The sequence below is a fragment of the Pedobacter ginsengisoli genome, from assembly GCF_002736205.1.
GTDB classification, from domain to species: domain Bacteria; phylum Bacteroidota; class Bacteroidia; order Sphingobacteriales; family Sphingobacteriaceae; genus Pedobacter; species Pedobacter ginsengisoli_A.
Map to the genome: position 1 here is coordinate 3,430,757 of NZ_CP024091.1, position 13,732 is coordinate 3,444,488.

Here is a 13,732-nt window from a genome sequence, read left to right on the forward strand (position 1 = left end):
AACCAAATAATGCAACAGAAAAAAGAAGTAACCATATATGATATCGCTGAAAAACTAAATCTTTCTGCAACTACAGTTAGCCGCGGATTAAAAGATCACCCTGCCATCAGCAAAAAAACAAAGAAGAGAATTAACGATACTGCTACAGAGATGGGGTATCGCTTTAATACTTTTGCAAGCAATCTCAGAAGCAAACGGACCAATACGATAGGAGTAATCATCCCGAAAATGAACAGCAGTTTCATGTCAGCAGTACTGGCGGGAATGGAAAAGGTTGCCAACGAAGCGAGCTACAATCTCATTATAAGTCAATCACTTGAGTCAGCAGAAAAAGAAGCTGTAAATGTAAAAACAATGTTCAACAATCGGGTTGATGGATTAATGGTATCAGTCGCATACGACACCGTAGGGGTTTCGCAATTTGATATATTAATAGAGAAAGGCATCCCTCTTCTATTTTTCGACCGGGCGCTTGATCACCCTCAATGCACCAGCATTGTGATTGATAATCACAAATCAGGCTACCTGGCTACACAACATTTAATAGAGCAAGGATGCAAAAACATAATCCACATTACAGGAAACCTTGCAAGAAATGTTTACGCCGACCGTCAGAAAGGATATGAATCTGCACTTAGGGAAGCCAGACTAAAGGTAAAGCCAGAAAACACCTTCATCACCGCACTGGATGAACAGGCAGGAATAGATTCAGCAAGAAACATACTGAAAATGAAATCATTACCAGACGGCGTTTTTGTTGACAACGACAACTGCGCTGTAAATTGCATGGCAAGCCTTATAAACGAAGGGATTAAAATACCAGAAGACATCGCTTTTATCGGCTTTAACAACGACCCGATCTCCAGAGTTATCAGACCAGCCCTCTCTACCATTAATTACCCGGGGTTTGAAATGGGAGAAATTGCTGCACACAAATTAATATCACACTTAAACGGACAACAAAGCATAAATTCAACCAATTCAATTATTTTACGATCGGAACTTATTGCACGGGATTCATCAAAAAAGATTAAATAATAAAAAAAATTCTTCATAAAATAATTATGCAACCGGTTGCATAATTATAAGTTTTTTGACTACATTAGTTTAATTTTATTACCTCTAAATCTCAAACCAACAATATCCATGAAAGATGAGCAAGAAAGAAAAATTGCAATCGTAACCGGCGGTGCATCGGGACTAGGCTTTGCCATAGCTGAAAAGTTTATAAAGAACAACATTTTCACTATACTGATTGGAAGAAACGAACAAAGACTGGCAAATGCACGCAAGCAATTTGGTGATCTTACCACAATAATTCCTTTTGATTTAAATAAATTAGGCGACATCCCTAAATTAGTCTCAGACATCAACTTAAAGTTCGGAAGAATTGATATTCTGGTTAATAATGCAGGTATAAATGCAAAAAAACCTCTTATAGAGGTAACTGACCAGGAATTTCACGAAGTTATTCACACAAATTTGTTATCAGTTTTTTCATTGACCCGTGAGGTATCTAAAATTATGGTTAGCCAAAAAGAAGGCTGTATTATAAATATCAGCTCTATGGCATCTCGATATGGCATTCCTAAAGTAATTGCTTATACCGCTGCTAAATCAGGGATTGAGGGAATGACAAAAGCAATGGCCGTTGAGCTTTCTCCGGAAGGCATCCGTGTAAACTGTATTGCCCCAGGCTTTATCGCTACTGATATGTCGGCCAAGGCACTAAATAATGATCCAGAACGGAAAAACAAAGTGCTTTCGCGTACCCCTATGGGAAAATTAGGTCTACCTTCTGATATTGGAGATGCTGCTTATTTCCTTGCATCTGATGCCGCTAAATTCATAACAGGCACTACCATACCTGTTGACGGTGGAAATTCAATCGGATTTTAAACAAAAATCTAAGCTGATATGATTAAAATGGAACAAACCTTAAGATGGTTCGGCCCTAACGATCCGGTTAGTCTGCAATACATCAGACAAAGTGGTGCTACAGGCGTAGTTACTGCATTACACCACATCCCGGTTGGTGAAATCTGGACTATAAATGAAATAGAAAAGAGAAAAACAGAAATATTGGAAGCAGGATTAACATGGACAGTTATCGAAAGCCTCCCTGTTCACGAGGATATCAAAAAAAGAAGCGGCAATTATAAAGCCTATATAGAAAACTATATGGCCAGCATGAAAAATGTTGCTGCCTGCGGCCTAAGAGTGATCACCTACAATTTCATGCCCATCTTAGATTGGATGCGTACCAACGTTTCATACCAACTAAGTGATGGCAGCAAAGCGCTTTACTTCGAAAAATCTGCTTTTATTGCTTTTGATCTTTTCCTGTTAAAAAGACCAAACGCAAAAAATGATTATCAACCGGAAGAGATCGAAAAGGCAGAACAAAGGTTCCTGACAATGAACACACAGGAAAAAGAAACCTTATATAAAAATGCATTACTTAGCCTCCCCGGTACAGATGAACCATTTACTCCGGGAGAGATTTTAACTGCATTAGAAACTTATAAAAACATTGACAATAAGAAACTAAAGGAAAACCTTTATGAATTCCTTAAAGAAATTACACCAATTGCAGAACAAACAGGATTGCAATTAGCCATTCATCCAGACGACCCCCCTTATTCTATTTTAGGACTTCCAAGAATCATGAGTACTGAAGCCGATGTCAGAGATATGCTTAATGAAGTTCCCTCTGCCAACAATGGCATATGCTTTTGCACAGGCTCTTTTGGTGCACGGGCAGACAATGATCTGCAGGGGATGATAAAAAGATTCGGCAACAATATTTTCTTTCTTCACCTGCGTAGTACCCAAAGAGACAAAGAAGGAAATTTCTACGAAGCCAATCATTTGGAAGGAGATGCAAATATGCCTGAAGTTGTTAAAGAAATTGTTGTGCTTCAACAGCACCTAAACAGATCAATTCCTATGCGACCCGACCATGGTCACCAAATGTTAGACGATCTAAATAAAAAGCATTATCCCGGCTATTCAATTATTGGCCGATTAAAGGGGCTAGCTGAATTGAGAGGCCTCGAAACTGGAATGCTGCACAGTTATCTTCCTTAAAGCAGCATTTTCAAACCATTTTAGCTTATGGTTGTTAATAAATAAAGAACTCTAATATTTTAAAAAAATGGGATTATTTAAAACTGCAATAATAGGCGCTGCAATATATGGCATAGTGAAATATGTTACTAAAAAAGACATCAATGGCCGTTCAATAGTTGATGACGTTAAAGAAAAAGCGCCAGAATGGATAGAAAAAGCAAAGAACTTAAAGGACGAACTGAGAGTAGAATTAGAAAAACAACGGTATTAGTACTTCATTTAATTACTTAGTTTTTTTAGGCACCCAAATAAAATAGACAGGGACTTTCTTAATATCCTTTGGTAGCCCTGTAGATGATTTCCGCCACCGCTTTTGTAGTTCCGATGGAGATATGGTCCGAAATTCCGGTGTTATAGATATACCCTTCATAAATCAGTAAAATTTAATACATTAAAATTACTAATATTTTTAGTAAAACAAAGTGATTTCTCCAATACTTATTAAAAAGTAGACACACCATCCACGTGAACTCCTTACCGAATGATCCGCCCTTTCTTCCTCTAAAAGCAAAAAATCTATTTCACGGGGGCCAGATAGTTAAATTTATTGAGTGCTGCAACCCAGGGAAGATTGCTCCTTACTATTCACCAGAAAATGGCCTCATGCATTGCCCTCGGGTCTGTTCAGAGTTTTTTAATGTTGTATATTTAATTCCCCTAAGTAAATCTCATGATGAATAAGTTATTTTTTTTAATGACCATACTGCTTACTTCAACTCAGATCGGAAGTGCACAGTCTGAACTTAAACCGGTCAACAGCGTCACCAAAAGTGATAGCGTGTGGATGCTGACCTACTTCCGCCAACGTTACCCAACAAGGATTGAAATCAACGCTAAAGGAGAGACCATTGAAGTACCCCTTGCAAATCCAATGCTGGTTGCTCAACTTCACATTGCTTTATCTACTGACGGACGCCACTGGAAAGCTTTAAATGACAATAAGCCCATTTGGAATCAGTTCATGAGAGATCAGTTTATTCACAGGGGGGCAGATGGTCTTTGGAGACTGATCGCAACAGGAGGAGGCCCAGAGAAACACCTGGGCCCCAGCGCAACTTACGCAACATCTAAAGACCTGATAAACTGGACCTTTAATAAATACCTATACCTCATGAAAGATGTTAAAGATGAATCTGGCGGGCTTGTAAAAAACATATGGGCTCCGGAATTCTTCTACGATGAAGCGACCAAAGAATATACTATTTTTTGGTCCTCTACCTTCAAGGACGCTGGGTGGAAAGAAAGCCGACTATGGTATTCCAAAACAACTGACTGGAAAAATTTCAGTCCCGCAAAAGTGATGTTTGCGCCCCCATATTCTGTAATTGATGGAACATTAATTAAAAATACTGGCGTATATTATCTATTTCATAAAGAGGAAGAATTTGGCGTAAAAACCGGAGAACGAAGAGGAATCAGGGTGGCTACTGCCAAGCACATCGAAGGTCCGTATAAAAATTTTGAAGGCGCATTGAACCGAGGACAGATTGCACCAACCATTACCGAAGGTCCCAGTGTAATGAAAGATCCACTAAAAAAGGGATGGTTGCTACTTTACGACTATCCCATGGTAGATAAATACGGTATATCCTCTTCAGCAGATCTTTTTAATTGGCGTCTGGAGAAAGATGTGTCCATGCCTGATGATGCAAGACATGGTAGTGTTTCAAAACTTACTGGAGCTGAAGCGCAAGCATTGCAAACCGCTTTTCCAAACACTAAATAGTTTACTAAAATAATAACACCATAAGCATCACCAAAGAGGAAATCTTATCGGATTACTGGTATGTTCTGAAGAAAACCACATTCAACTTCTTGTCTAAAAAAGGAATACAGGAAATGCTGAGCCGGGAAACTTATGATCGGGGAAACGGCGCCACTATCCTTCTGTACAACCAGACACTTCAGACGGTTATCCTTATCAAACAGTTTCGATTTCCGACATATGTTAATGGAAATATTACCGGCATGCTTATTGAAACTTGCGCTGGTTTACTGAACGAAAACAGCCCTGAGGAAGCCATTCGTAGAGAAACTGAAGAAGAAACCGACTATGTACTCTCCTCAGTAAAAAAAGTATTTGAGGTTTATATGAGTCCTGGCTCGGTTACCGAGAAACTATATTTCTTTATTGCAGAATATACCTCTGACATGAAAACCGAAACAGGGGGTGGTGTAGAAGATGAGGACATAGAAGTACTGGAACTCTCATTTCATACCGCGATGCAAATGATTGCAACTGGCGAAATTAAGGATGGGAAAACCATAATACTTCTTCAGCATCTGGCACTTTCAAAAATCATGGAATAAACGCTTTAAAAAGAGTCTATAACTTTAATGGTATCTTTTTACCTGTTTTGGCAGCAAGATAGATGGCATCTATAATTTTTAGATCTTTCAGTGCCTCTTCTCCATTAACAGGTACTATTGGCTCTTTACCTTCTAAAATAATTCCCGCCATTTCCTCCATCTGTACGGTTTGATGTGTAATATGAGGCTGCGTCAATTCACCTTTATGTGTACGCCCTTTTATAGGCCCATAGCCTGTAGAAGGCTGCATTTCGGCAAACCCCTTCTCTCCAACCAGGTAAAATCTATCCAAATAATTTATGTTATACGATGAAAGATATGAGGCCACTGCTCCACTGGGAAAGCCCATCTGAAATTGAATTGTTTCATCAACCCCCTCTTTAAATATTTGGGGATTTGTTTTGGTTTCCTGTGCGGTTACCCAAACAGGCTCTTCGCCAACCATATATCTGGAGCCATTTATGGCGTAAATACCAATATCCATCATTGCGCCCCCGCCTGCAAGCTTTTTATTCAGCCGCCATTGTGCTGGATCGCCAATTTTAAAGCCACACTGCCCTTGAAAAAACATGATCTTTCCAAATTCACCGGCATTTCTCAGGCGGATCACTTCAAGAGTTTTAGGCTCGAAATGCATCCTATAACCAACCAGCAACTTCACATTTGCCTTTTTACAGGCATCAATCATTTCTTGTCCTTCTTTAGCATTAACAGCCATTGGTTTTTCACAAATGACATGCTTACCTGCTTTAGCAACACGAATAACCTGATCATAATGAAGTGCATTAGGTGTAATTACATAAATTGCATCAATATCAGGGTTGTTCTTTATCTCATCAAAGTTCTCGTAGTTATAGCAGTTCTTTTCTGGAATGCTATACTTGGCCTGCCAGTCTTTAATTTTTGAAGGCGTACCACTAATTACACCTACCAGTTTCGCTTTAACACAAGATTTCATTGCTTCGGCAACACGGGTACCATAACCGCCAAGGCCCATAATTGCCACTCGCAAAACCGGACCATCATACAACTTTTCAGTTTTTGTAGTTGCCAATCCTGAAAGCGGCATAAAAGGTAAAACCAACGAAGAAATTCCAAGTTTTTGTAAAAAGTCGCGACGTGTATCCATAATTAAAATCGTTTTAAACCCAATTTACGGATTTTACCCATAAAAAAACATAAGTTTTACAGACTTAACACACTATAAACAAAAATGTTGACTTACATTTAGCTATTAAAAACGACCAAAAACTTATTATTTTAACCACTCTCTTATATGCGCCGCTTGCTGATTTTAATTGCCGTTATACTTTTTGCTAAGATCCAGGCTATAGCTCAGGTTATTTACCTCAACGACAAAACTCCTTATAGCAACCTAGGCAAACAAGTAACTTATATTGAAGACAAGACGGCATTATTAACGATTGACAAAGTTAAATTACTGGAAAAAGCCGGAAAATTTAAACCCGGCGAATCAAGCATATTAAATCTGGGAAATACAAAATCTGCATTTTGGATTAAAATAAGCTATGTTAATCAAAGCTCTGGCAAGGCTTATTTAATTGCAGACATGCCAAATATTGAATATATTGATTGCTATGCTGATCGTGCTGACGGAACATGGATTCATTACAAATCTGGGGCACTGAAATCTTCAAGTATTCTGGTAAAATCAGAAAATCGTTATACTTTCAGTTTACCTCAAAACGCTCATCAAACTGGTGTTCAGCATATTTTTTTAAGGGTTAAAACAGACAATTATCTGCCACTACCTTTAAAAATGGCTACTTCAGATACTTTAGTTTCTGGCCCTACCCTCAGAGACTATCTGGAAATTGTTTTTATGGGTGTTCTGCTTTCTTTATTTGTGTATAACATTTTCTTATACATGAACATGAGGGATAAATTATACCTGTATTACTGCTTGTATGTACCGGGGCTATTTATATATGTTTCTTTGTATTTAAGAGGTTACGCTTATCTCCTTAGCCCTAAAATAAGAGACATCATCAATATCTACCCACATGCTTTCCTGGCTGTAACAGTTGTTTTTGGAATTTTATTCTGCCGTCGTTTTCTCAACCTTCGTATAACTGCACCAAAGTTCTTAAAAATTTATCTGGCACTTATTTTCTTATGCGTCGGCTTATTTATTGTCAGCATTCTAGGGTATAAGGGAATAGCGGCTAACTATACCCAACTATTAATGTCGATTTCTGTTGTCACTTTATGGATTTCAGGATTTGCTGCTTACAGGGCAGGACACACTCCTGCAGGCTATTATATACTTGCATGGACTTTTATAGCCCTTGCCATCCTGGCCGTTATTTTAACCCTTGCAAAGCTATTTCCTTTTACTGATTACACCTTCGACCTCTTACCAATAGGATCGGCAATTGAATTGCTTTTGCTATCATTTGCAATGGGGTATCGTTACAACGCGGTATTTAAACGGGAGCAACAAACACGTGATGAAAATTTGATGTTAGTGAGTGATCAAAATCTGCATTTAGAAAATCTTGTTAAGGAGCGGACATTGAAGCTCAGCGAAACAATATCAGAACTGGAAATTTCGAATTCAGTAAAAAACAAGCTATTCTCTATCATTGCTCACGACCTTAGAAGCCCTTTTAATAGTTTGACAGGAATTTTTGCCCTTAAAGATATGGACATGCTAACTCTGGAAGATTATAAAATACTGCTAACAGAAAATCAAAAGCATATTGAAACAATTAACAGCTCTCTAAATAACCTGTTGTATTGGGCAAGGCGACAAATGGAAGTGGTAAATAGTGTACCCACCACATTTGAGCTTAAACCTTTTATCGAAAAATTACTTTTGGTTTATCTGCCGCTGATCCACAAGAAGGGGATATTGACAAATATAAACTTATCAGAATCTTTTTCAGCTTATGCTGATGAAGATCATGTACAACTTATTCTAAGGAATCTGATTGACAATGCAATTAAGTTTACACCTTCGGGTAACGACATTGGAATCACTTTAAAAAAGCAGGTTGATACGGTAGAAATTTGCGTATGGAATACGATCAATAATCCAGAGCAGTTTGACCTTGAAGACATTAGAAATCCAAAAACCGGAGGTGCAACCTATGGAACTGAAAACGAAAAAGGTATAGGTTTAGGCCTTACACTAATCAGAGAATATATTAAAGCTAACGACAGTAAATTGAACATTGACCTGCATGGAGATAAAGTATCTTTTAGCTTTGATTTACCTCTATCCAATTCCCATCTTCTCTAATCAGTTCAATCAGATCGTCAAGGGCACGAGCCGCATTTACGTTTTTCTTTACTACCTCTTTACCACGATAAAGTGTTATTTTATCTGGGCCGGTTCCTACGTAACCATAGTCGGCATCAGCCATCTCACCAGGCCCATTTACTATACAGCCCATAATACCAATTTTAATTCCTTTAAGGTGGTCTGTACGTGAGCGGATAAGCTGGGTGGTTTCCTGAAGATCAAAAAGTGTTCGTCCGCAACTTGGGCAGGAAATATATTCCGTTTTAGAAATTCGCGTACGGGTTGCCTGTAAAATACCAAAACTTGTTGCATTAATTAATGATAGCCCAATGGTTTCATCAGCACTTATCCATATGCCATCGCCAAGCCCGTCAGTAAACAAAGCCCCCATATCAGTAGCTGCATACAGCATCAGATCATCGGCATTAATACCAGAGTATTCTCTTTTTACAATAACCGGTATTTGCAAATTATGCTTCATCAGGGATACAAAAAACTCTCTTTGCATAGCCATACCATGTGCAGCAGTAGTTTCCAATACAACAATAACATTGGCTTGCAGTTTAGAAAGGTCTTTACTTAGCCCCTCTTCTGCTTTTATTTTTACAAGATTTAAGTACCCGTCCTTAACATCAGCAGCAATGTATTCTTCAAATGAAAATAAGGGGTGGCAATTGTTCTTGTCTTTTAAATTTAACCAGGTCTGATGGTTATAAACCTGCTTTAAATTACCTGGAAAAGAGAATGAAGGCAATGCATCACCAAGATAAACCATATCAGCAGCCTGATCGGCCATATTATATTTATCCAACCCAGCACTATACTTATAGCCAACTGCACTTAAAAAGTAAGGATCTTTTAAATTTTCTTTAGATGCGTCAATGATTACTACAGGATGATGGTGATCGCCGATATGCTGTACAGATTGTGTATGCCTACGGTTGTATTCGTAAGGATTGTAAGGAAGATCCCTTACGATAATGCTTTCTGGTTTTCCGGTAATTGAATTTTCTTTATTGATGAGTGCCCTGGTTTCATATCTTAAAGCCAATGCTTTTGCAACTGGAGCTTCAAATTCAGGGTCCTCAGTTAAAGATACCCTAATGGTATCGCCTAATCCATCTTCAAGTAATGTTCCAATACCTACGGCCGATTTAATCCGACCATCTTCTCCATCGCCTGCCTCAGTTACCCCAAGGTGCAAAGGATAGTTCATACCTTCTTTTACCATGGTCTCTACCAATAAGCGGTATGCCTGAACCATGATCTGTGTATTACTGGCCTTCATTGAAATAACCAGATTATAATAATTCTGATCTTCGCACATACGGATAAACTCCATTGCCGATTCCACCATACCCCTTGGAGTATCGCCGTAATGGCTCATGATACGATCTGACAACGACCCATGGTTGGTACCAATGCGCATTGCAGTTCCGTATTCTTTACAGATCTTTACCAGTGGTGTAAATTTCTTATAAATACGTTCCAGTTCGGCCTGATAGGCTTGCTGTGTATATTCAATATTTTCGAAACGTTTCTTATCGGCATAATTACCGGGGTTTACCCTTACTTTTTCTACAATACGCGCAGCAGCTTCAGCAGCATTGGGCGTAAAGTGAATATCAGCAACCAATGGCACATTATAACCTCTAAATCTTAATTCTTTTTTAATATTAGCAAGGTTATCTGCCTCCTTCATGCTTGGAGCGGTAATACGAACGTATTCACAACCTGAGTTTACCATTCTAATGGTTTGCTCAACCGTACCTATAGTATCCATGGTGTCGGTGGTAGTCATAGATTGGATACGGATTGGATTTAACCCTCCCATTGGAATATCCCCGATACTAACCTCTCTGGTTAGAAACCTTGAATATTGGGTTAAACTGTTACAATACCCGCCTTTTAACTCTTTTTGTAACGCGCTCTGATCAAATACTTTTTCCATGACTTACTAATATGACACAAAGATAAAGATTATGTTTATAACTGTAATGTCAGATCAGCCGGTCTTTTATAACCAATGTATTGGCCATCAAATCGTGAAAACACTGTTGCTTTTTATTGAGAAAGCTATACAGGTAACCCAAAAAGAATGGGGCTACAGATAGGACTTTAGCTGCATTACGACCATAAGCATTATTTAAACTAATCCTGTTTCCTCCCAGATCTGTAACTTTAATATTAAGCAATCGCTTACCAAGTGTAGCTTGTTTATCGGATGCTTCGGCAATACTGCTATAGATAAATTTAGCAATAGAAATGAGTGGCAAACCCGCCACTGAAACTGCAATCCGCTGAGTTTTTTCTTCAACAAAGATGAAGCTAAATAACACAAGCAACACATAAGCCAGTGTTAAGAAAAAATAATCTATAACGGAAGCCAACAAACGCTGATCGAACGAGGCAAAATATTGAGGGGCTGTTTTTTGATAGGTAAAACCAAGAAGCTCACGCAGTTCCAACAACTCGTGAGCTTCTTTATAATCATCCATACCCGGTTTCCTAATGAATGTTCCAGGGAGGATATTTAGTGATTTTAATTGTTCTAATTGATATGGCCCTTCTGGCTTTCCGTTTATTACAACGGTATATTCAATTTCGTTCTTACTTTCCATTCTAAGAGTTAGCTTACCGTGATTTTAGCACGGCAAATCGATTAATAACGATTTACTTCAAAGCTACTCAATCCTCCATCTAAATTGATAAATATCTTTTTTGTTGATGATTTATAGTTTGGAGTTTCGTAAGTGCCATCCTCCAATTTAGTAAATCCTGTAAAATCTTTTGATGACAGCCCTGTTTTAGTTTTAATCCTGCATCCTGAATTTGTCGGAATCTTAATTTTAACGTCAGCAACGCCGGTTTTTACAGCAACATCTGTAATAGGTAGCAAATCGCCAAATTTAATGTCTAAGGCCGCAGCACCACCATCAAAGTTAAAAGAGCGTACTTTGTATTGTGAAAGATCAAAGTTCACTTCTCCTGCCCCCATGTTCATATGCATTTCCCAGATGGGGTTAATGTTTAACCTCATGTCAACATCATTTCCACCGTCACTCATATTCCATTTTGATTTGCCTTTCATTTTAAAGTTTACTGTAGTTATGCTATCAGTTTTTTCTGTTTGCAATGAAAAGGTTCCACCTCTTTTCTGCACATCTGCAGTAATTAAACTATCGGTAGGGCCTTTCAGATCGAAAGATGTACCTCCTCCAGAAATATTTAAAATAGTTTTAACAGAACCAGTATCCGTAAAAGGATGCGAAAAGCTCAAATGTTCAGAATTTGTATTGTCAAAATCAATATCTTCTTCAATATGTGAGTTCGACCATGATCTGCCTTCAGGTGCCTGTTGACCTTTATAAAACAAAACGCCCAAGGTAACAACAAGGATCGCGATGGATACCATTCCACCTATCTGTGACTTACTTCTGTTAAAAAGGATATTTACACCCGCAATAATTAAAAATATTGGCCAGAAACGCCAAACATTGCGCCAGTAAAAATCAATTATATGAAAGTTTTCTAAAAGGAGTACCCCACCTATAAAAAGCAGTACTATACCCCACATTATTCTATCCAGTTTCATCTTATATATCTTTTTTGGTGAATCTATCGTCTGTATTATCTTCTACACTTCCTTCGCCTGTACTTGGGTTAGCCGGTGCATCTGTAGATGTTGGATTTTGTTTTTTCCACTCTTCCCAGGCATCTTTTCTTTTAGATTTAAGAATAAAACTTACTCCAATTGCAACAAATACAAGGGGCCACAACTTACCAATGCTAAACCAGAAAGGTATAATGTTAAATTCGTTCATCAGAAAATACAAACCTATTACCAATAAAAACAACCCCCCTACGGTTCTGCCAGTATCACTTTTCTGATAGGGTTTAAACTCAGGTTGTTTGGCCTGTGTTGTAAAGCCCCCCTCATTTACCGTTGATGAAGTCCATCCCTGCGATGGAGATGGATTTGGTGTTTCGGGGCTTTGATGTGGTTGCGAGAACGCATTTGGCGAGTTAAAAGGGTTATTTTGAGGCCCTTGATAGAACTCATTAAATCTTGAAAATCTTTTTGCCGGATCGTTATTAACGGGCACCACAATCCACATAATGATATACACCAAAATCCCTGTTCCAACTAAAAAGATGGTTGAGAGTACGAACAATAATCTTATTATCGTCACATCCACCTCCATGTACTCTGCAATTCCAGATGACACACCTGCAATTACTTTCTCATGCTCATTTCTAAATAATCTCTTGTCCATAATATATTTCCTCCTATATTTTAAAACTGTATCGGCTTTATAGTTATCTCATCAACATTTACCCCACTGCTTAAGTTTAAAATGGTGTATATGGTGTTAGCAATATCTTCTGGTTGTACAAAACGATCAGCTGGGATTTCTGTTCCCTCCCATGACGATGTTAGTGTAGAACCTGGCAATACAGCTGTTACCTTAACGTTGTATTTTGATAATTCCTCCCTAAATACATTATTAAGACTGAGCAATGCCGTTTTAGTTACACTATAGCTACCAGCATTTTCTGCATTTTGTTTACTGGCAATTGAACATATATTAAAAATATGGCCTGATTGCTTTGTACGCATCATTTTACCAAAAAACTTTGACATGTAATAAGCTGCATTCAGGTTCAGATTTATTTGCTTTTCAAGCTGATCATCAGCCTCATCAACAATAGAACCCTGCAAAAACATACCTGCATTATTCACTAAAACATCAACTTCAGTCATTTCATTTTTTGCAGCATTGCAAAATGCATATACCTCTTCTTTAATGCTGCAATCGGCTTGGTAGGTAAATATCTTAACTCCAGTATATTTTAGCTCTTCGGTAAAACGCTCCAACTCGGTTTTACTTCTTGAACATACTGCTAAATTGTATCCATTACCAGCCAGTTTTATTGCAATGGCCTTTCCAATTCCTTTAGTAGCTCCAGTAATAATTGCATTCATTGTTTAAACATGTTATTTAGCACAATAATACAAAA

The 13,732-nt window shown here is 38.1% G+C and carries 13 protein-coding genes; 7 read left to right on the plus strand and 6 right to left on the minus strand.

The window, feature by feature from the left end; genetic code table 11:
• Positions 1 to 9 precede the first annotated feature (9 nt).
• The 6 genes from CPT03_RS14155 (at position 10) to CPT03_RS14180 (ending at position 5,442) form a co-directional block, all read left to right on the plus strand.
• Positions 10 to 1,038 carry a LacI family DNA-binding transcriptional regulator gene (locus tag CPT03_RS14155; RefSeq protein WP_099439456.1) on the plus strand — a complete coding sequence of 343 codons (1,029 nt, stop codon included), beginning with the start codon at positions 10 to 12 and terminating at the stop codon, positions 1,036 to 1,038.
• Between the two features lie 108 nt (positions 1,039 to 1,146).
• Complete coding sequence (locus CPT03_RS14160; protein ID WP_099439457.1) at positions 1,147 to 1,899, plus strand: SDR family NAD(P)-dependent oxidoreductase; 753 nt, start codon at positions 1,147 to 1,149, stop codon at positions 1,897 to 1,899.
• A 27-nt stretch (positions 1,900 to 1,926) separates the two neighbouring features.
• Positions 1,927 to 3,090 (plus strand): mannonate dehydratase, encoded by a 1,164-nt coding sequence (uxuA, locus tag CPT03_RS14165; protein WP_317044299.1) that lies wholly within the window; start codon positions 1,927 to 1,929, stop codon positions 3,088 to 3,090.
• A gap of 67 nt (positions 3,091 to 3,157) precedes the next feature.
• On the plus strand, positions 3,158 to 3,343 hold the full coding sequence (locus CPT03_RS14170) for a hypothetical protein (protein WP_099439459.1): 186 nt from the start codon (positions 3,158 to 3,160) through the stop codon (positions 3,341 to 3,343).
• 459 nt (positions 3,344 to 3,802) lie between these two features.
• Positions 3,803 to 4,858, plus strand: coding sequence for a glycoside hydrolase family 43 protein (locus tag CPT03_RS14175; RefSeq protein ID WP_245869845.1), 1,056 nt, complete (start codon positions 3,803 to 3,805; stop codon positions 4,856 to 4,858).
• Positions 4,859 to 4,923: 65 nt separating this feature from the next.
• Positions 4,924 to 5,442 carry an NUDIX domain-containing protein gene (locus CPT03_RS14180; protein WP_245870038.1) on the plus strand — a complete coding sequence of 173 codons (519 nt, stop codon included), beginning with the start codon at positions 4,924 to 4,926 and terminating at the stop codon, positions 5,440 to 5,442.
• 16 nt (positions 5,443 to 5,458) lie between these two features.
• Here the strand turns inward: CPT03_RS14180 and CPT03_RS14185 are convergent, their stop codons facing one another.
• Complete coding sequence (locus CPT03_RS14185; RefSeq protein ID WP_099439461.1) at positions 5,459 to 6,571, minus strand: Gfo/Idh/MocA family protein; 1,113 nt, start codon at positions 6,569 to 6,571, stop codon at positions 5,459 to 5,461.
• 147 nt (positions 6,572 to 6,718) lie between these two features.
• Between CPT03_RS14185 and CPT03_RS14190 the strand changes: the two genes are divergently transcribed.
• Positions 6,719 to 8,707, plus strand: coding sequence for a sensor histidine kinase (locus CPT03_RS14190; RefSeq protein ID WP_099439462.1), 1,989 nt, complete (start codon positions 6,719 to 6,721; stop codon positions 8,705 to 8,707).
• Here the strand turns inward: CPT03_RS14190 and ispG are convergent.
• The 5 genes from ispG to CPT03_RS14215 are packed head-to-tail and all read right to left on the minus strand — an operon-like array spanning position 8,667 to position 13,697.
• Positions 8,667 to 10,661 carry a (E)-4-hydroxy-3-methylbut-2-enyl-diphosphate synthase gene (gene ispG, locus CPT03_RS14195; RefSeq protein ID WP_099439463.1) on the minus strand — a complete coding sequence of 665 codons (1,995 nt, stop codon included), beginning with the start codon at positions 10,659 to 10,661 and terminating at the stop codon, positions 8,667 to 8,669. The genes CPT03_RS14190 and ispG overlap by 41 nt on opposite strands.
• 49 nt (positions 10,662 to 10,710) lie before the next feature.
• Positions 10,711 to 11,331 carry an RDD family protein gene (locus tag CPT03_RS14200; protein WP_099439464.1) on the minus strand — a complete coding sequence of 207 codons (621 nt, stop codon included), beginning with the start codon at positions 11,329 to 11,331 and terminating at the stop codon, positions 10,711 to 10,713.
• A gap of 41 nt (positions 11,332 to 11,372) precedes the next feature.
• Positions 11,373 to 12,305: a LiaF transmembrane domain-containing protein gene (locus tag CPT03_RS14205; protein ID WP_099439465.1), complete on the minus strand. Its 933-nt coding sequence runs from the start codon at positions 12,303 to 12,305 to the stop codon at positions 11,373 to 11,375.
• 1 nt (position 12,306) lies between these two features.
• Complete coding sequence (locus CPT03_RS14210; RefSeq protein WP_099439466.1) at positions 12,307 to 12,987, minus strand: PspC domain-containing protein; 681 nt, start codon at positions 12,985 to 12,987, stop codon at positions 12,307 to 12,309.
• A 20-nt stretch (positions 12,988 to 13,007) separates the two neighbouring features.
• The gene (locus tag CPT03_RS14215; RefSeq protein WP_099439467.1) at positions 13,008 to 13,697 is read right to left on the minus strand and encodes an SDR family oxidoreductase; all 690 of its coding nucleotides are present in this window, start codon (positions 13,695 to 13,697) and stop codon (positions 13,008 to 13,010) included.
• Between the last annotated feature and the right edge of the window lie 35 nt (positions 13,698 to 13,732).

Coding starts and splice junctions, on each gene's coding strand:
- CPT03_RS14205 (WP_099439465.1), bottom strand. CDS start 12,305: ATGAAACTGGATAGAATAATGTGGGGTATAGTACTGCTTTTTATAGGT.
- CPT03_RS14175 (WP_245869845.1), top strand. CDS start 3,803: ATGATGAATAAGTTATTTTTTTTAATGACCATACTGCTTACTTCAACT.
- CPT03_RS14200 (WP_099439464.1), bottom strand. CDS start 11,331: ATGGAAAGTAAGAACGAAATTGAATATACCGTTGTAATAAACGGAAAG.
- CPT03_RS14160 (WP_099439457.1), top strand. CDS start 1,147: ATGAAAGATGAGCAAGAAAGAAAAATTGCAATCGTAACCGGCGGTGCA.
- CPT03_RS14155 (WP_099439456.1), top strand. CDS start 10: ATGCAACAGAAAAAAGAAGTAACCATATATGATATCGCTGAAAAACTA.
- CPT03_RS14215 (WP_099439467.1), bottom strand. CDS start 13,697: ATGAATGCAATTATTACTGGAGCTACTAAAGGAATTGGAAAGGCCATT.
- CPT03_RS14170 (WP_099439459.1), top strand. CDS start 3,158: ATGGGATTATTTAAAACTGCAATAATAGGCGCTGCAATATATGGCATA.
- CPT03_RS14190 (WP_099439462.1), top strand. CDS start 6,719: ATGCGCCGCTTGCTGATTTTAATTGCCGTTATACTTTTTGCTAAGATC.
- CPT03_RS14185 (WP_099439461.1), bottom strand. CDS start 6,571: ATGGATACACGTCGCGACTTTTTACAAAAACTTGGAATTTCTTCGTTG.
- CPT03_RS14210 (WP_099439466.1), bottom strand. CDS start 12,987: ATGGACAAGAGATTATTTAGAAATGAGCATGAGAAAGTAATTGCAGGT.
- uxuA (WP_317044299.1), top strand. CDS start 1,927: ATGGAACAAACCTTAAGATGGTTCGGCCCTAACGATCCGGTTAGTCTG.
- ispG (WP_099439463.1), bottom strand. CDS start 10,661: ATGGAAAAAGTATTTGATCAGAGCGCGTTACAAAAAGAGTTAAAAGGC.